16 protein-coding genes and 1 pseudogene are annotated in these 16,826 nt (G+C 63.7%); 6 read left to right on the top strand and 11 right to left on the bottom strand.

Annotated features, from left to right (window positions below; all coding sequences use genetic code 11):
* Nucleotides 1-201 precede the first annotated feature (201 nt).
* Nucleotides 202-1,323 carry a beta-ketoacyl-ACP synthase III gene (locus tag JWV26_RS18400; protein ID WP_206417508.1) on the bottom strand — a complete coding sequence of 374 codons (1,122 nt, stop codon included), beginning with the start codon at nucleotides 1,321-1,323 and terminating at the stop codon, nucleotides 202-204.
* 237 nt (nucleotides 1,324-1,560) lie between these two features.
* On the opposite strand from JWV26_RS18400, the gene JWV26_RS18395 reads away from it, so the two are divergent.
* Both JWV26_RS18395 and JWV26_RS18390 read left to right on the top strand, forming a co-directional pair.
* Nucleotides 1,561-3,171 carry an FMN-binding glutamate synthase family protein gene (locus JWV26_RS18395; protein ID WP_206417507.1) on the top strand — a complete coding sequence of 537 codons (1,611 nt, stop codon included), beginning with the start codon at nucleotides 1,561-1,563 and terminating at the stop codon, nucleotides 3,169-3,171.
* 67 nt (nucleotides 3,172-3,238) lie between these two features.
* Nucleotides 3,239-3,970: a substrate-binding periplasmic protein gene (locus JWV26_RS18390; protein ID WP_206417506.1), complete on the top strand. Its 732-nt coding sequence runs from the start codon at nucleotides 3,239-3,241 to the stop codon at nucleotides 3,968-3,970.
* A 3-nt stretch (nucleotides 3,971-3,973) separates the two neighbouring features.
* Here JWV26_RS18390 and JWV26_RS18385 read toward each other — a convergent pair.
* From JWV26_RS18385 to pnuC, 5 genes and pseudogenes are all read right to left on the bottom strand, one after another.
* Nucleotides 3,974-5,067, bottom strand: a pseudogene (locus tag JWV26_RS18385) (extracellular solute-binding protein).
* Nucleotides 5,068-5,076: 9 nt separating this feature from the next.
* On the bottom strand, nucleotides 5,077-6,189 hold the full coding sequence (gene aguA / locus JWV26_RS18380; RefSeq protein ID WP_206417505.1) for an agmatine deiminase: 1,113 nt from the start codon (nucleotides 6,187-6,189) through the stop codon (nucleotides 5,077-5,079).
* Nucleotides 6,190-6,286: 97 nt separating this feature from the next.
* The gene (locus tag JWV26_RS18375) at nucleotides 6,287-7,174 is read right to left on the bottom strand and encodes a LysR substrate-binding domain-containing protein (protein ID WP_017677680.1); all 888 of its coding nucleotides are present in this window, start codon (nucleotides 7,172-7,174) and stop codon (nucleotides 6,287-6,289) included.
* A gap of 247 nt (nucleotides 7,175-7,421) precedes the next feature.
* Nucleotides 7,422-8,453, bottom strand: a complete 1,032-nt coding sequence (locus JWV26_RS18370; RefSeq protein ID WP_206417504.1) for an AAA family ATPase — start codon at nucleotides 8,451-8,453, stop codon at nucleotides 7,422-7,424.
* The gene (pnuC, locus tag JWV26_RS18365) at nucleotides 8,454-9,020 is read right to left on the bottom strand and encodes a nicotinamide riboside transporter PnuC (protein WP_206417503.1); all 567 of its coding nucleotides are present in this window, start codon (nucleotides 9,018-9,020) and stop codon (nucleotides 8,454-8,456) included. It abuts the gene before it with no gap.
* 141 nt (nucleotides 9,021-9,161) lie between these two features.
* On the opposite strand from pnuC, the gene JWV26_RS18360 reads away from it, so the two are divergent.
* Entirely contained in the window at nucleotides 9,162-9,914 is a 753-nt protein-coding gene (locus tag JWV26_RS18360) for a tetratricopeptide repeat protein (protein ID WP_093049292.1), read from the top strand.
* A gap of 16 nt (nucleotides 9,915-9,930) precedes the next feature.
* On the opposite strand, the gene JWV26_RS18355 is transcribed toward JWV26_RS18360, so the two are convergent.
* Nucleotides 9,931-11,184, bottom strand: a complete 1,254-nt coding sequence (locus JWV26_RS18355; RefSeq protein ID WP_241201229.1) for an FAD-dependent oxidoreductase — start codon at nucleotides 11,182-11,184, stop codon at nucleotides 9,931-9,933.
* Between the two features lie 98 nt (nucleotides 11,185-11,282).
* Nucleotides 11,283-12,041, bottom strand: coding sequence for an SDR family NAD(P)-dependent oxidoreductase (locus JWV26_RS18350; protein ID WP_206417501.1), 759 nt, complete (start codon nucleotides 12,039-12,041; stop codon nucleotides 11,283-11,285).
* 120 nt (nucleotides 12,042-12,161) lie between these two features.
* On the opposite strand from JWV26_RS18350, the gene JWV26_RS18345 reads away from it, so the two are divergent.
* Nucleotides 12,162-13,067, top strand: coding sequence for a LysR family transcriptional regulator (locus JWV26_RS18345; protein ID WP_017677692.1), 906 nt, complete (start codon nucleotides 12,162-12,164; stop codon nucleotides 13,065-13,067).
* Between the two features lie 43 nt (nucleotides 13,068-13,110).
* Here JWV26_RS18345 and JWV26_RS18340 read toward each other — a convergent pair whose 3' ends face one another.
* Nucleotides 13,111-13,536 carry a 3-isopropylmalate dehydratase gene (locus tag JWV26_RS18340; RefSeq protein WP_206417500.1) on the bottom strand — a complete coding sequence of 142 codons (426 nt, stop codon included), beginning with the start codon at nucleotides 13,534-13,536 and terminating at the stop codon, nucleotides 13,111-13,113.
* A gap of 184 nt (nucleotides 13,537-13,720) precedes the next feature.
* Here JWV26_RS18340 and JWV26_RS18335 point away from each other — a divergent pair, with 184 nt between their 5' ends.
* Entirely contained in the window at nucleotides 13,721-13,987 is a 267-nt protein-coding gene (locus JWV26_RS18335; RefSeq protein ID WP_021488517.1) for a DUF2790 domain-containing protein, read from the top strand.
* Nucleotides 13,988-14,040: 53 nt separating this feature from the next.
* On the opposite strand, the gene JWV26_RS18330 is transcribed toward JWV26_RS18335, so the two are convergent.
* Complete coding sequence (locus tag JWV26_RS18330; protein WP_017677695.1) at nucleotides 14,041-14,478, bottom strand: HIT family protein; 438 nt, start codon at nucleotides 14,476-14,478, stop codon at nucleotides 14,041-14,043.
* Between the two features lie 259 nt (nucleotides 14,479-14,737).
* On the opposite strand from JWV26_RS18330, the gene JWV26_RS18325 reads away from it, so the two are divergent.
* Complete coding sequence (locus JWV26_RS18325) at nucleotides 14,738-15,439, top strand: glutathione S-transferase N-terminal domain-containing protein (RefSeq protein ID WP_206417499.1); 702 nt, start codon at nucleotides 14,738-14,740, stop codon at nucleotides 15,437-15,439.
* Nucleotides 15,440-15,502: 63 nt separating this feature from the next.
* On the opposite strand, the gene JWV26_RS18320 is transcribed toward JWV26_RS18325, so the two are convergent.
* Nucleotides 15,503-16,813, bottom strand: a complete 1,311-nt coding sequence (locus JWV26_RS18320) for an NTP/NDP exchange transporter (RefSeq protein WP_206417498.1) — start codon at nucleotides 16,811-16,813, stop codon at nucleotides 15,503-15,505.
* Nucleotides 16,814-16,826: the final 13 nt, after the last annotated feature.

The raw sequence follows: 16,826 nt of genomic DNA, 5'->3' as shown, positions 1-16,826 counted from the left end.
AGGGCCTGGCGCGCACGAGCAAACCCTGTACGAACCTGTTCACGATCTGCTGCGCGTCGGCCATGCTGCGTTGAAACCAACCTCAAAATGCTCATTTACAGCTAGTAAACTGCGCTTTTTCGGCTGCTTTCGCCTTGCCTGGCTCTAGCTCGCTAGATCGTGAAACAGGTTCTACGCGCGTCAGGCATTCCTACAGAGAGTTCAACGCTTGCGCAAAATTACACTGCCGATCGAATAACCGGCACCAAAGGAGCTTAGAACACCCAGGCTGCCCGCCGGCAGGTCGTCCTGATTCTTGTGCAGGGCGATCACCGAACCGGCCGAGCTGGTGTTGGCGTAGGTGTCGAGAATCACCGGTGCCTCGTGCGGCTCGGCGTCGCGGCCGAGCAGTTTGCGCGCGATCAGCAGGTTCATGTTGAGGTTGGCCTGATGCAGCCAAAAGCGCTTGACGTCGCTGACGCTGAGCTGGTGCTCGGCCAGATGCGCGGCGATCAGCTCGGCGACCATCGGGCAGACGTCCTTGAACACCTTGCGACCTTCCTGCACGAACAGCTTGTCGCGCGCGCCGATGCCCTCTTCCGCGGCGCGGTTGAGGAAGCCGAAGTTGTTGCGGATGTTGTTGGAGAACTGGGTCAGCAGTTTGGTGCCGACCACATCGAATTGGTGCTTGGAGGTGGCCAGGTCGGCACGCTCGATGATCACCGCAGTGGCGGCGTCACCGAAGATGAAGTGGCTGTCACGGTCGCGGAAGTTGAGGTGACCGGTGCAGATTTCCGGATTGACCATGAGGATGGCGCGGGCCTGACCGGTCTGGATCGCGGTGGTCGCGGCCTGAATGCCGAAGGTGGCCGAGGAGCAGGCCACGTTCATGTCGTAGCCCCAGCCCTGGATGCCCAGCGCGGCCTGCACTTCGATGGCCACCGCCGGATAGGCGCGCTGCAAATTCGAGCAGGCGACGATCACCCCATCGATGTCGGCGACGGTCTTGCCGGCGCGCTGCAGCGCTTCCTTGGCGGCGCCCACGGCCATTTCGCAGAGGATGCCCCAGTCTTCGTTGGAACGCTCAGGGATACGCGGCACCATGCGCAGCGGATCGAGAATGCCTTCCTTGTCGATGACGAAACGGCTCTTGATGCCCGACGCCTTCTCGATGAAGCCCGTGCTGGACTCGCTCAGCGCCTCCACCTCACCGCGGGCGATGGCCTCGGCATTATCGGCGTTGAACTGCTGTACATAAGCATTGAAGGATGCCACCAGCTCGTCGTTGGAAATGCTGTTGGCCGGGGTATAGAGGCCGGTACCACTGATGACGACGTTATGCACGCTCATTCCTCTTCTCGGCCGCTGGCGGCCTCAGGCAGTAGGCCGGCGACAATGGCGCAGGCCGAAAATCGGGAGACTTGGGCCAAGCTCTTGCGACGGTTGGCTCCGGGCCACTGAGTGTGCCACAGGGCGAGGGGGTTCGTCCTCAGCCCTTGAGAGTGTCTAGGTGGACAGAACATGACCCAATATAGCCGTTTGGTCTAAAGTCTTATCTCGATCCGCGCATCTGGAGCTTGCATGAACCTCTCCCTGCTCAGCCGCTACGCATTCTTCGCCTTCTGCGTGCTGTTCACCCTGGCCAGCCTACCCTTCCTTGGCCATGAATGGCTGTGGCCGTTCACCCTGCTCAGCGGCGTGCTCAGCCTGATCGGCATCGGCGATCTGCTGCAGACGCGCCATGCGGTGCGGCGCAACTACCCGATCCTCGGCAACATTCGTTATCTGGTCGAAGGCATTCGCCCGGAAATCCGTCAGTACCTGCTCGAAGGCGACGCCGAACAACTGCCCTTCTCCCGCGCACAGCGCTCGCTGGTGTATTCCCGCGCCAAGAACGAAGGGGCCGACAAACCCTTCGGCACACTGAGCGATGTGTACCAGAACGGCTTCGAGTTCATCAGCCACTCGATGCGCCCGGCACCACTGACAGATCCGTGCAGCTTTCGCGTGGAGATCGGCGGGCCGCAGTGCAGCCAGCCGTACTCGGCGTCGCTGTTCAACATCTCGGCAATGAGCTTCGGTTCGCTCAGCGCCAACGCCATTCGCGCGCTCAACGAAGGGGCGAAACTCGGCGAGTTCTACCACGACACCGGCGAAGGCAGCATCAGCCCCTATCACCGCGAGCACGGCGGCGATCTGGTCTGGGAGCTGGGCAGCGGCTACTTCGGTTGCCGCGCGTCCGACGGCCGCTTCGACCCCGAGCGTTTCGCCGCCCAGGCCGCCAGCCCGCAGGTGAAGATGATCGAGATCAAGCTCAGCCAGGGCGCCAAACCGGGCCACGGCGGCATCCTGCCCAAACACAAGGTCACCGAGGAAATTGCCAATACCCGCGGCGTGCCGATGGGTGAGGACTGCATCTCGCCCTCGCGCCATAGCGCCTTCTCCACGCCGACCGAGTTGCTGCAATTCATCGCCCAGCTACGCGAGCTGTCCGGCGGCAAGCCGGTCGGCTTCAAGTTCTGCCTGGGCCACCCGTGGGAATTCATGGGCATCGTCAAGGCCATGCTGGAGACCGGCATCCTACCCGACTTCATCGTCGTCGACGGCAAGGAAGGCGGCACCGGTGCGGCGCCACTGGAATTCACCGATCACCTGGGCGTGCCGCTGCGCGAAGGGCTGCTGTTCGTGCACAACACCCTGGTCGGCAGCAACCTGCGTGACAAGATCAAGCTCGGCGCCAGCGGCAAGATCGTCAGCGCCTTCGATATCGCCCGCGTGCTGGCCATCGGCGCAGACTGGGCCAACTCGGCGCGCGGCTTCATGTTCGCCATCGGCTGCATACAATCGCAGTCCTGCCACACCAACAAGTGCCCGACCGGCGTGGCCACCCAGGACCCGCTGCGCCAGCGCGCTCTGGTGGTCGAGGACAAGGCCCAGCGCGTCTACAACTTCCACCGCAACACGCTCAAGGCGCTGGCCGAAATGCTCGCCGCCGCCGGCCTCGACCACCCGGCGCAGATCGATGCCAAGCACCTGGTGCAGCGCATGTCGGCTACAGAGATCAAGCTGTTCGCCCAACAGCACGTGTTTCTCGCGCCGGGCGAGTTGCTCAGCGGCCAGATCGCAGGGGAGTTCTACGAGCGCATGTGGCGCATGGCGCGCGCCGACAGTTTCGAGCCGGCACCTGCCTGAGAGGCCGTCGCCCAGTCTGTCACGGCCAAGCTCGGCGCGGCATCTAACGTCATGAACCGGTAACCGCATGCGCCTTTCGCTTTGCGCCCTGCTGTTTCTACTGTGCCTCGCAGCCTCGGCCGAGGAGCAGCGCCCGCTACGTTTCTCGGTGTCCGAGAGCTGGGCCATGCCGATGATAAAGATCGTCGATGGCCAGGCTACGGGCGGGATTCTCTACGATCTGCAAATGCGCCTGGCGCAGAAGGTCGGCCGCCATGCAGAGATGCTGGTGCTGCCGCGCCTGCGCGTCCAACGTTTGCTGGTCAGCGGCGGGATCGACGTGCGCTGCTACGTCAATCCAGACTGGCTCGTCGAATCCCATCATCAGTACATCTGGAGCCTGCCCTTCATGGTGCAGCACGACCTGATCGTCGCGCGCAACGCCGACCCTGACTTCAAGCTGGAGCAGTTGCGGGATGAGCGCCTGGGTACGGTGCTGGGCTTCAGCTATCCGAACCTGGAGCCGCTGCTGGCCAATGGCGCCATACACCGCGAAGACGCCCGCACCCAGGAACTGGCCCTGGAGAAACTCGAAGCCGGCCGCTACCGCTATGCCATCAGCAATCACCTGGCGTTGGCCTGGTTCAATCGCGACCGGCCAGCCGAGCAACGTCTGCATGCGCTCGCTGAAATCAGCGCGGACCTGATCGCCTGCATCGTCCGGGACGAGCCGGACGTACCGACCCAGGCGCTGCTGCGTGCCCTGGTGCAGATGAGACAGGATGGCGAGTTCGAGGCCATCCTCGCTCGCTATCGCTGACAGCTACCGACCCGACTTCAGCCGACTGAACGCACGGGTCAGCGCCCGGTTGAACTCGCGACTGTTGTCATTCTTGGTGTACAGCGTGGCGCGCAGCTCGGCCGGCGGATAGGTGCCGGCGTCTGCGAGAATCGCCGGATCGACGAAGGCGTCGGCCGCTGGCACCGCATTGGCGTAGTAGATGCTGTTGCTGATGGCGCCGATCACCTCAGGCGTCATCAGGTGGTCCATCAACGCCAGCCCGGCTTCCGGGTGCGGCGCATCACGCGGGATGACCATGGCATCGAACCACAGCAGAGCCCCTTCACGCGGGATGCGATAGCTCAGCTGGAAGTCCTTGTTGGCCTGCTCGGCCTGTGCCGCGGCGATGGCGACATTGCCATTCCAGGCCATCGCTAGGCAGGTGTTGCCGTTGGCCAGATCGCTGATGTTGCGGTCATTGTCGAAGTAGCGAATGAACGGTCGCACCTTGGCCAGATGGGCCTCGGCCTGTTTCAGGTCATCGAGATTCTGCCGGTTGATATCCAGCCCCAGGTAGCGGAAAGAGCGGCAGCAAACACCTCGTTGGGATCATTGAGCAAACTCACCCCGCAGTCGGCGAAACGCGCCACCACCTGCGGGTCCATCAGCATCGCCCAGCTATCGGTCGGTGCATCGGCCATGCGCTGAGCGATGGCCTGCGCCTGGTAGCCGAAACCGGTGGTGCCCCAGACGTAGAGTCCGGCGTAGCGATTGCCCGGATCGAACTTGGCCATGTGCTGAGTGAACTCGTCATCCAGCCCGGCGAAGTGCGGCAGCTGCGTCTTGTCCAGTTCACGCAACGCACCGCTGGCGATGGCCCGACTCAGGTGCTGGCCGGCAGTCAGCACCAGGTCGTAACCACTGCCGCCGGTGAGCAGTTTGGTTTCCACAGTTTCCAGCGAATCGAAGTGATCGACCACCACGCGGATACCGGTCCTCTCTTCGAATGAAGCCAGGGTGTCCGGGGCCAGGTATTCGCTCCAGATATACAGGTTGACCTGCTGCTGCGCCGCGCCGGCCTGCGCGTGTGCGCAGGCGGCAATGGCCACGGCCAGCAGACTGGCAGGCAGTTTCATCCGGGCCTCCTAGGCGCGCTGGGGCGCGGCGTATTGCGGCATGGTGATGCAGGCGACGTTACCGCCACCCAGCAGGATTTCCCGCGAGTTCTCGATGCCGAGGATGCGATGCTGCGGGAACAGCTCGGCCAGGGTGGCCTGGGCCACACGGTCGTTGGCGTCGCCGAACAGCGGCAGGACGATGGCCGAGTTGCCGGCGTAGTAATTGATGTACGAGGCGCAGATCTGCGTGCCGGCCTGACGGGTGTGGGTGGTGCCATCCTGATCCAGGCCTTCGGCCTCTTGCTCGGTCCACTCCAATACGCGCGGTTGCGGCAGCTTGTGCACTTCCAGCGCACGGCCACGGGCATCGCGCACGCTGCGCAGGATGTCGTAAGCCTCCTGATAGATTTCCCATTGCGGGTCGGTGCGGTCGTCGGTCCACTGCATCACCACCACACCAGGGCGAACGAAGCAGGCCAGGTCATCGATATGGCCATCGGTTTCGTCGAACTTGCAGCCGCGCGGCAGCCAGATCACCTGCTCGGCACCGAGGTAATCCGACAGCCTGCGGGTCATCTCGTCCTTGCCCAGGTGGGCGTTGCGATTGCGGTTGAGCAGGCACTGTTCGGTGGTCAACAGGGTGCGCTGGCCGTCACTCTGGATACCGCCCATTTCGGCAATGAAAGGCGCGCGATAGCGATCAAAGCCTTCGATCTCGAGAATCTTCTGCGCGATCTGATCGTCCTTGTCCCAGGGGTAGTAAAGCCCGCCATCGAGCCCGCCATAGGCGTTGAACTCGAAGTCCACACCGCGCACTTCGGCCGTCTCGTCATGCACCAGAAAGGCCGGGCTGCTGTCGCGGAACCAGGTGTCGTTGCAGGTCATTTCCACCACCCGCACATGCGCCGGCAGCAGGCGCCGAGCGTTGGCGTACTGCGCCGCCGAGGCGCAGACGGTGACCGGCTCGCTGCTGGCGATGGCCGCAACGATCTCGACCCAGACCTTCTGCGCCGGCTTGCCGCCGTTGCGCCATACGTCCGGGCGCTCCGGCCAGCCGAGCCAGCAGCGGCTCTTGGTTTCGAATTCGCCGGGCAGACGAAAGCCGTCGGCCTTGGGCAGGGAGGTCAGGGTACGGGCCATCGCGCGGCTCCTCGTCAGTGGCTGGAAGTAGCCCGACAGTACGCCCGGCGATGCCACTACGACCAATGACGATAATCGCGGAACCCTTGAATTCAATTCACAGATCGACCAGCTGATCAGTGAGCCATTCGATGAAATGAGCGACTGCCGGCTTGTCCAGACGCAGGCGCTCGCACACCAGCGCGTACTGCCCTAGCGACGGCACCTGGGCCGCGAAGGGGCGCACCAGGCGACCACTGGCCAGGTCTTCGGCACTGGTCAGGTTGTCGCCGATGGCCACGCCCTGGCCGCGTGCTGCGGCCTCCATGGTCAGGCCGGCATGGCCCAGATACAGATGCCGGGTCGGCTGGATATCGCCAGCATGAGTGGTCAGCCAGGCGGTCCAGGTCTTGCCGTCCTGATCGTCATGCAGCAGGCAATGACGCGCCAGGTCGCGCGGGTGCTTGAGCGGCGACTGGTTGAACAGGCCCGGGCTGCACACCGGGAAGAACTGCAGAGTCGGCAGCGGCCGCACGAAGTAGGCGCTGGCATCGTCCGGGCCGGTGCCATAGGTGATGGCGATATCGATCTCGCTGCCCGGCAGCGTCGCCTCCAGCGGTTGCTCATGCAGATGCAGGGTGATCTGCGGGTGGCGCTCGGCGAAGTCGGCCAGGCGCCCGACCAGCCATTTCTGCGCCAACTCTGCGGTAACCGCGACGCGCAGTTGCGCCTGCGAACCGGGATCGCGCAGCTCGTCGCAGGCTTCGCCAATCAGCTCGAAGGCCTGCTGCAGGCTGTGCAGCAGGCGCCTGGCCTGCGGCGTCGGGCGTACCTGACGGCCGTCGCGCTCGAACAGCGTGCTGCCGAGTTGCTCTTCGAGCTGGCGAATCTGGTGGCTGACGGCGCTGTCGGTGACGCACAGCTCAGCAGCTGCGCGGCCGAAGTGGGCATGCCGCGCGGCCGCTTCGAAAGTGCGCAGGGCGGTGAGCGAAGGCAGACGACGCATGACGATCCCGATTCGGTCGAAAACGCGCATCCTCGCCCAGCCATGGATGGCCGACAAGTCTCGTAGCGTGTCGCAAGGCCGACCAGACGTTGCGCGCCGCTAATTGCAGTTATGGCTGGCTGAACTCCAGGCGTGTCCCACAAGCCGGTGCGCGCAGCGCACCCTACGCAACACCACCCGCGGCTATCCCGACAAGTGCTTCGCTCGTTCGAACGCAGGGTGCGCCGTGTACACCAACTGCCTCCGACTAGGTTCCGCTCAGGCGATGCAGCACCTGCTCGATGCGCTGTTGCAGAGAGCCGGTCAGCCGTGTGAATGGCCAGCCGCGCCGCGTCAGCTCCTGCGCGTACCACTGGTTCTGCCGGCGGCGAAAGGTCTCATCCTGACGGGTGCCGTCCTGCACGAAGGGGAAGTCATCGGCGCACAGGAACAGGTGGTGATAGTGCCGCTCGGCCAACTGCTCCAGCTCGGCCTCGGCCCGCCCGAACAACTCGCGGCAATAGAACAGCGTGGTCAGCGCCGTGGTGTCGCACACCAGGTAACGCTGGCACTGCCCGGCCAGGCTCTGCTCACGGGCAACCTGGGTACGGCCGATACGCAGCAGGTCGTCATAGGCGAGCACACCGCCCCGCTCTTCCCAGAGTTCGCGACCGTACTCGGCGGCGTGACGCGTACCCAAGGCCTCGGCCAATGCCAGGGCGAGGCTGCTCTTGCCGGTGGACTCGCCGCCGAGCAAGGCGATGCGCTCGACGAAATCGCCATACACCTGCGGCGCCAGGTAGTGGCGCAGGCTATGAATATCGGCGCGCAGACGCGTACCGGACACCGGCACCTGAACGCGCGCGCGGTCGATCTCGACATGTTGCACCGGCCGGCCGAAACATTCGCTCAAGTGCGCGGCGAAGCCATCGCCGTAGGCCTCGCTGGTAAACACCGCGTCCACCGGGTGGCCGAGCACTGCCTGGCAAAAGTCGGCGACGAACTGGCGCTGTACAGCATCGGGATCGGGTTCGTGGGGAAGCTCTGGCAGCGCCAGGCCGCGTGCGCGTTGCTGGGCAACCCACTCAGGCGTGACCACCCAGCTGCGCAGTTCGGGAAAGCGCAGCCGCAGCCAGGTCGCCCGTCGATCCGGCTCGCAACCGGCAAGTTCCGGGTAGGCCCAACTGAGCAGCACCAGTTGCTCGCATTGCTCTTGCGCCTGGCGGATAAGCCATTCGTGCCCCAGGTGCAACGGCGCGAACTTGCCGACCACCAGCCCGCAGGCGAACCGCTTGCTCATTCAGGCAGCCTGCGCGTTCAGTTCACGGCGCCAGCGATACAGGCCGTACCAGGCATTGCACCAGAACAGCAGGTAGATGAACGCCGTCAGGTACAGCTCGCGTGAGGCGAACAGCGGCACCGCGAGCGTGTTCACCAGCAGCCAGCCGTACCAGGTTTCCAGCTTGCGGCGCATCAGCAGCAATTGCGCCAGCACGCTGAAAGTCAGCACCAGGGAATCGATGAAAGGTGCGTAGGCGTCGGTGAAATAGTGCAGCAGGGCGCCGTATGCGCCCGCCACGACCACCGCGAGCAGCAGCGCCAGGCCCAATCCGGCCATGCTGGCACGACTGATCGGAAGCGCCTCGCCCTGGCGACCGCGCACCCAACTCCACCAACCCAGCAGGCTGGTGGCGATGAAAAAGATCTGCAAGGTGACATCGGCATACAGCTGCACGCCGAAGAACAGCCAGCCGAACAGCACGCAGCCGACCAGGCCGACGGCCCAGGTGTGCACCGAATTGCGCGCCGCCAGCACGACCGAAACCAGATAGAAAAGGTTGGCGAAGATCTCCAGCGACGACGGCATGCACGCATCCTTATGAACATGGAATCCGCCGCGCAGCCTACCACGTGACGCAGGCCACAGCCGTGCATACGTCACCTGACAACGGGGCCGATCCATGCTCTGATAAGCCTCCCCTCGCACTCCAAAGGACTGGACCGCCTCATGCCTCTGCTCGCCCTGCTGGTCATCGCCTGCCAAGTCACCTGCGGCCTCCATGTGGTGCGCAGTGGCCAGGAACGCTACTGGCTGTACCTGATCATCGCCCTGCCTGGCCTCGGCTGCCTGATCTACTTCCTCGGCATCATGCTGCCGGATCTGCTCGGCAGCCGACGCGGCCGGCAGACACTCAACCGCCTGCACGACAGCATCGACCCCGAGCGCCACCTGCGCGCCCTGCGCGACGAACTGGAGATTCGCGACACCCGTGATACCCGCGTCAACCTGGCCGATGAACTGCTGCGCATGGGGCAGGCCGAAGAAGCGGCCCAGCACTATCAGACAGCCCTGCGCGGCATCCACAGCGACGCCCCGGATATCCTCCTCGGCCTGGCCAGGGCACGTTTCGCCCTGGGCGACTTCGCCGGTTGCCAGGCAAGCCTCGATCAACTGATCGCCCACAACCCCGACTTCCGCTCCAGCGACGGCCACCTGCTGTATGCCCGCGCGCTGGAAGGCCAGGGCAACGACCTCAAGGCCGAAGAGGAATACCGCGCCCTCGGCAGCTACTGCGCCAGCCCCGAGGCGAACTATCGCTATGCCCTGCTGCTGCGCCGACTGGGACGTCAGCGCGAGGCCATCGAACTGCTGCAGCAGATCCAGACCCACGCCCGCCGCTCCGCCCGGCACTATCGAGTGCTACACAAGGAGTGGCTGGACCTGAGCCAGAAGGCGCTGCTCGAGCTGCAGCGCGGCTGAGCGACCGGCCAGCAGGCTACTCCCAGACCTCGCACTCACCCTTCCAAGCGTGCAGCTCGCGCTTTTGCGCCCCCGACCATAGCCAGCCGCCGCGTGCACCAACCAGGGTGCTGACGGCATGCTGGCGGCCGAAACTGTTGTGCCGAGCCAACATCAGGGCGATATCGCGCAACACCGCCAGGGTGTTGCTGTTGGACTGGAACATCGGTGTCAGCAAGCGGCTGGCCTGACGGTAGTAGCGCAGATGATCACGACGGGCATCACCGTAGCGGGTGAAAATGGCGTTCCAGTCGAGCGCGTGCTGGTCACCGACATTGCCGAGCGCATCGGCCAGTGCAGCGGCATCGACCAGCGCCATATTGGCGCCCTGCCCCAGTTGCGGGCTCATGGCGTGGGCGCAATCACCGATGGCCAGCACGCGACCATCGTTCCAGCGTTGCATGCGCACGTCGGCATAGGCCGCCAGGGTCAATTGCGCGGGATTATCGATCTGCTGCAGATAGGCCTCTGAAGCCTCGCCAGCGAGGTTGCGCACGCGGGCTTTCCAGGCCTCCAGCCCGCTACTGCGCCAACTCTCGTGCTCGCTGAGTGGCAGGCTCCAGAACAGGCTGATCAACGAGGTCTCGCGTGCCTGATGGGTGCAGCCGGTCGGCATCAGCCCGAACATCTCGCGGCAGCCGCGGTACCACTGGCGCAGCTCGCCGGACTCGGTCGCCGGCGAAGTTGGCAACATGCTCCATAGAGCGCCCCAGGGATAGGGGCGCGACCACTGCCGCACCTGCATCTGCGCACGCAGGATCGAACGCGTGCCATCGGCCAGGATCAGCGCGGCGAAATCGCCCAGGGGTTGTTCACGGCCATCCGCCTGCTCCTGCAGCAGGCGAACCTGGCCGCTGGCCTGCTCGAAACGGCTGACGCTCACACCAGTTTCCACTTGCACGCCCACCCGCTGCGCGGCATTGAGCAATGCCGTCATCAACACGCCGCGGTGAATGCCAAGGCCGAAACTACCCGGCTGCCAGTCGTGATAACGGGTGTCGAGGATCACCCGGCCCTGACAGCTGGTGCCGTACAGGCGGCTGACCGGCGCCCCCAACGCGGTGCACTCGGCCAGCAGGCCCAGACGCTGCAGCACCGCCAGGCCGGAAGGCTGCAAGAGGATGCCGGCGCCCACCGGCTGCAGCTGTTCGACACGCTCCAACAACCGCACCGCGTAACCCTGGCGGGCGAGGAATATGGCACTGGCCAGGCCGGCTGTACCCGCTCCCACTATCGCTATCGGTAATCCCATTGCGGCTTATCTCCCTGTTCTGGCTCAGAGATTCTAACCGCCACAGCCGGTGCCGTCGGGAACTGCCGCTCAGGCTCTCAGAGGAACATCCCACCTGACGCCTCGATACGCTGACCATTGATCCAGCGGCCAGCATCGCTCAGCAGCAGCGCGAAGGCTGCGCCGATATCATCGGGCAAACCGACTCGCCCCAGCGCCGTATTGCCGGCGATAAAGGCATTGACCTCAGCATTGTCGCGGACCACGCCATGGCCGAAGTCGGTCTCGATGGCGCCGGGAGCCAGTACATTCACGCTTATGCCGCGCGGACCCAGTTCCTTGGCCAGATAACGCGTCCACACTTCGACGCCGCCCTTCATCGCCGCATAGGCGCTGTAACCCGGCAAGCTGAAACGGGCCAAGCCGGTAGAGACATTGATGATCCGGCCGCCGTCGACCATCAGCGGCAGCAGGCGCTGGGTGAGAAAGAATGGGCCCTTGAGCTGGATGTTCATCAGTTCGTCGAACTGCTGCTCAGTGGTTTCGCTGAAGGCGGCATGGATGCCGATACCGGCGTTATTGATCAGGAAATCGAAACGCTCAGCCGCGAAGGTCTCACGCAAACCAACCTCCACACGTTCGGCGAATGCGGCAAAGCTGCTGCTGTCGCTGACATCCAATTGCAGCATCAGCGCTCGGCCACCCTGCGCTTCGATCTCGTGGGCCAACTGCTGCGCGTCATCCGCCTGGCTGCGATAGGTGCCTATGATATCCACGCCTTGAGCAGCCAGATGTTTAGCCGCACTGCGGCCGAGGCCACGGCTGGCGCCTGTGATGAGTGCGATTTTGCGAGTCATGGTGAATCTCCTGTGATGGGTGATGAAGTTCAATCACAGGTTATTGATCGATCAAATACTGATAAATCCAGAAAAACCGGAAATACTGATCGCCACGAGCGAACAATCTGGGCCGCCATCATGAACAAGCTGGAGCTGCTGCGTACCTTTCAACGTGTCACCGAACTGAGCAGTTTTACCCAGGCCGCCGAAAGTCTGGGCTTGCCGCGCTCGACGGTGTCTGAGCAGGTGCGTGACCTGGAACGCCTGGTCGATGCCCGTCTGTTGCACCGCACCACCCGACGGGTGCGTCCGACTCAGGACGGCCAGGCGCTGTACGAACGCGCCCGTGAAGTGCTGGCACAGATGGACGAGCTGGAGAACCTGTTCCGCCAGGATGCCGGCGCACTGAGCGGGCGCCTGCGAGTGGATATGCCAACGGAAATAGCCAGGCGTCTGGTGGCGCCACGTCTGGATGAATTTCTCGCGCAACATCCGGCATTGGAGATCGAACTAGGCTGCAGTGACCGCCGCGTAGACCCACTGCGCGAAGGTTTCGATTGCGTGCTGCGCATTGGCGCCATCGACGACGATAGCCTGGTAGCGCGACCACTGGGCCAGCTGTCCATGGTCAACTGTGCCAGCCCGGCTTATCTGGCCGAGCATGGAACGCCCGAAAACCTGGACGACCTCAGCGGGCACAGCCTGATCCACTACGTGACCGCCTTTGGCACACGCCCAGACGGTTTCGAATATCAACGTGACGGCAAGCTGCAGCAATTGCCCATGAGTGGCCGGATAACGGTGAACAATATCGACGCGTACCACGGGGCCTGCATCGGTGGTCTGGGCATCATCCAAGCGCCGCTGATCGGCATGCGCACGCATTTGCAGAGTGGGAGTCTGTGTCGCTTGCTGGACGATTGGGTCGCGCCGCCCATGCCGGTGCATCTGCTGCACCCGCACGGGCGTCATCTGCCGCGACGGGTGCGCGCCTTCATGAACTGGCTGGAAACGCTGCTGGCCGATGAGGTTGATCGTCAGTGAAGCATTTGCGCAGGGTCACCGACCCGCAACCGCTCTCACCGAATCAGGGCTTGTCCGGGCGGATATCGAAGCCACCCTTGTTCTGGCTGACGATGCGCAGGTGCTGGATCTCCCCACTTTTCACCGGCACTGCCACCTCCCGCAGCAGGCGGCCCATGCCGCACAGGGTGTCGTCCATACGATCCGGGGTGATGCCGACCACGCGCGTGCCGGGCGGCACCTGGAAGGTCGCGACCTCGCCGACGCCGATGCGTGCAGCGACCTTGCGATCCACCTCGATGGCCACGAAGCAGCCGCCTCCCATCACCCCGAAGTCGCGATTGACCACGATCTGCGCACTGTTCGCCCGCGCCTCCTGAAAGGCCAACAGGCGATCTTCCGGTACCGGTTTGATGTGCTCGGGGTCGCCCCGAAACGATGAACAACCGGCCAGCAGCAACAGCGGTAGAGCGATGAGGATCGAGCGCATGAAGCCCTCCGTGGGCAGATGAATGCCGCCTGAGTATTGGCCTTGGCGAGCCTGTGGGCAAGATATCGATGACAGCGATTTTCGCTAGCACAAACATCGATTTCTGTAATGAAGGGCGCAGTGTTTTCATCTCTCTCGAACCCAGCGCCACCTAAGTCGGCGCAACTAATCGGAGACTACCCAGATGAAATTCGCAGCCCTCAACGCCACCCTCATCGCCGCTTTCGCCCCCATGGCCTTCGCCAGCGAGAAAGCCCCCGTCAACACCAAAGTAGAAGTGCAGGAATACCAGTACGGCATGCAGCTGGACATCGACCAGGTTCTGCAGCGCACCGACAACAGCCGCAAGAGCGGTGTAGTGCCCAGCGTCATGGTCTACCGCGACAGCCAGGGCGAAGTGCACGCCGTGCGTTTCGTCGAGTGGGGCGGGCTGAGCAACCAGAACGGCTAACCCACAGGTTGCCTGATGCCCCGGGCGAGTCACTCGTCCGGGGCAATACCGCTTCAGCCTTGCAGGCGTTTGACCAGACGTGCCTGCAGCGCTTCCAGCTCGGCCGGGTCGGCCTTGGTGGCCGCATGAATACCCAGCCCCTCGCCCTCGAAGCGCGGGATCACGTGCATGTGGATATGGAACACCGTCTGCCCGGCAGGCGCGCCGTTGAACTGTGCCACCTGCACACCAGCGGGCTGCAGTTCGTCGACGACTGCCTGGGTGACCTTCTTCACCACGGCCATGACCTTGGCCAGGCTGGCGTCGTCGATTTCCAGAATATTGCGCGCAGCAGCGCGCTTGGGGATCACCAGGCTGTGGCCCCTGGATTGCGGGAACAGATCGAGGAAGGCCAGCACATCGTCGTCCTCGTAGAGTTTGTAGCAGGGCAAGTCGCCACGAATGATCAGGGCGAAGATGTTCTGGGAATCGTAAGTACCGTGCAGGCTCATGCCGATGGGTTCCGTGCCGGGTGGATGAAAAACCCACCATACCGCCTCGCTCGCACGCAGGGAACCAGGCAGGATTGCTCGAGTCGATGACTACTAGCAACTGGATCGATTTCCTGCACCCCAGCCACTCGTGTTCTGATCGCCCCTTTCGTAGAGGCTGTTCAGGATCTCGCGAGCTAGAGCTTGTTTTTAACGCAGTAGCACCGACGCGCAGCAGATCGTGAACAGGCTCTTAGGCCCATTCGACATGGAACTCCACATGACCGACCTCAGCCCCTTCCACATCACCCGCAAATGGCCCGCCCAGCATCCCGAGCGCCTGCAGCTGTACTCGCTGCCCACGCCCAACGGCGTCAAGGCCTCGATCATGCTGGAAGAAATCGGCCTACCCTACGAACCTCACCTGGTCGACTTTGCCAGCGACGATCAATTCAGCCCCGAGTTTCTCTCGCTGGCGCCGAACAACAAGATTCCCGCCATCCTCGATCCCGATGGGCCCAATGGCCATCCGCTGGCGCTGTTCGAGTCCGGGGCAATTCTGATCTACCTCGCGGAAAAGACCGGCAAGCTGCTGCCACAGGACGCCGCTGCCCGCTACGAGACGATTCAATGGCTGATGTGGCAGATGGGCGGCCTGGGACCGATGTTCGGCCAGCTCGGTTTCTTCCACAAATTTGCTGGTGCCGAGTACGAGGACAAACGCCCGCGTGACCGCTACGTGGCCGAATCCGCACGCCTGCTTGGCGTACTCGATCAGCGCCTGCAAGGCCGCGACTGGATCATGGGCGAGTACAGCATTGCCGATATCGCCGTACTGCCCTGGGTGCGCTGCCTGGTGGACTTCTACAAGGCCGGTGACCTGGTGAAGTTCGAACGCTTCGCCAACGTGCGCCGCGTGCTCGATGCCTTCCTCGCCCGCCCGGCAGTGCAGCGCGGCCTGACCATCCCCGCACGAGATTGATGGGGTTGTTGCGGGAGTCGAGCACCGACTCCCGTATCGCTGCAAAGGCAGGGTTGCACTGAGCTAGCTGGTCGCCGCCAACTGCTGCTCGGCACTACGCTGATCGGCCTGCCCGCCGAGGTACCAACCGAGCAATCCCCACAGCGCCGCACAGGCAGCGCCCACCAATGCCACCAACCAGGCGCCCTGAGCCAGCATGTCGAGCAGGCTCTTGAGCCAGCCACTCATGGCATCGCCCGCGCGATAGACCACCGTGTCGATGAAGTTCTTCGCCTTGTACTTGCTCTCGGCATCCAGCGGCGCGAAGAGCATTTCCCGTCCTGGCCGCACGAAGGCGTATTCACCGATACGGCGCACGATCATCAACGCCGCCAGCATGGCAAAGGTCGGCATCAATGCCAGACCGATGAAGCCGACACACACCAGCAGCGGCACGCAGGCCAGCAACACCCGCACGCCCATACGTCGCGCGACACGCCCAGTGATGAACAACTGGGCAATCAGCGCGCCGGCCTGCACCACGAAGTCGATCACGCCGAACACGCGAACCTGCGCGGCGCGATCCGGGAACAGCTCGGCCACCAGGCGGGCCTGCTCGAAATAGAGAAAGGTACTGGCCGTCGCCAGCAGGATGACGAAACCGGCGATGCCAAACAGGTAGGGCGAAGACAGCACGCGCATCAGGCCACTGAACGGATTGCCCGGCACCGGGCGCCGCGGGCTTTCCGCCCGCACGGCACCGGCACGCCCCGCGCCACCCTCCTCGCGCCAGCGCATCAGCACCTGCTTGAGCGACAGCGCCACGGCCAGCAGCACTGCAGCCAGCAGAATCAGCCCACTCTGCCCCAGCGTACTCACCAGCAAGGCACTCAACGCCGGGCCGACCAGGCCGCCAACGCTGGCACCGGCGGCGATGAAGGCGAACAGGCGCTTGGCCTGTTCACTGTCGAACACGTCAGCCATCAGACTCCAGGCCACCGAGACGACGAACAGGTTATAGACCGAAATCCACACGTAGAAGCTGCGCGCCAGCCACACACTCTCTTCAGCACTGAAGAACAACAGGGCAAACAACGCCAGATTCAGGGTGAAGAAACCATACACCCAGTCGATGAAGTGAATCCGCGGCACCCGCGAACTCAGCCAGGCGAACAACGGCACCGCGATCAGCATCACCACGAAGGTGGCGGTGAACAGCCATTGCAGGCTCTCCACCCCCGAGACGATGCCCATCGCCTCGCGGATCGGCCGCAGCATGAAATAGCCCGAGAACAGGCAGAAGAACAGGGTGAAACCGGCCAGCGCCGGCCACAGCTCATTGCGCTGCGCGTTGATGGCCACGGCCACGCGCTGCGCCATCGTTGACGATGACATGCGAAATTCCTCG

The sequence above is a fragment of the Ectopseudomonas toyotomiensis genome (assembly GCF_017167985.1).
Classification (GTDB): domain Bacteria; phylum Pseudomonadota; class Gammaproteobacteria; order Pseudomonadales; family Pseudomonadaceae; genus Aquipseudomonas; species Aquipseudomonas toyotomiensis.
Note: the sequence above shows the minus strand (reverse complement) of the source record. Positions and strands in the feature narration are given on the sequence as shown.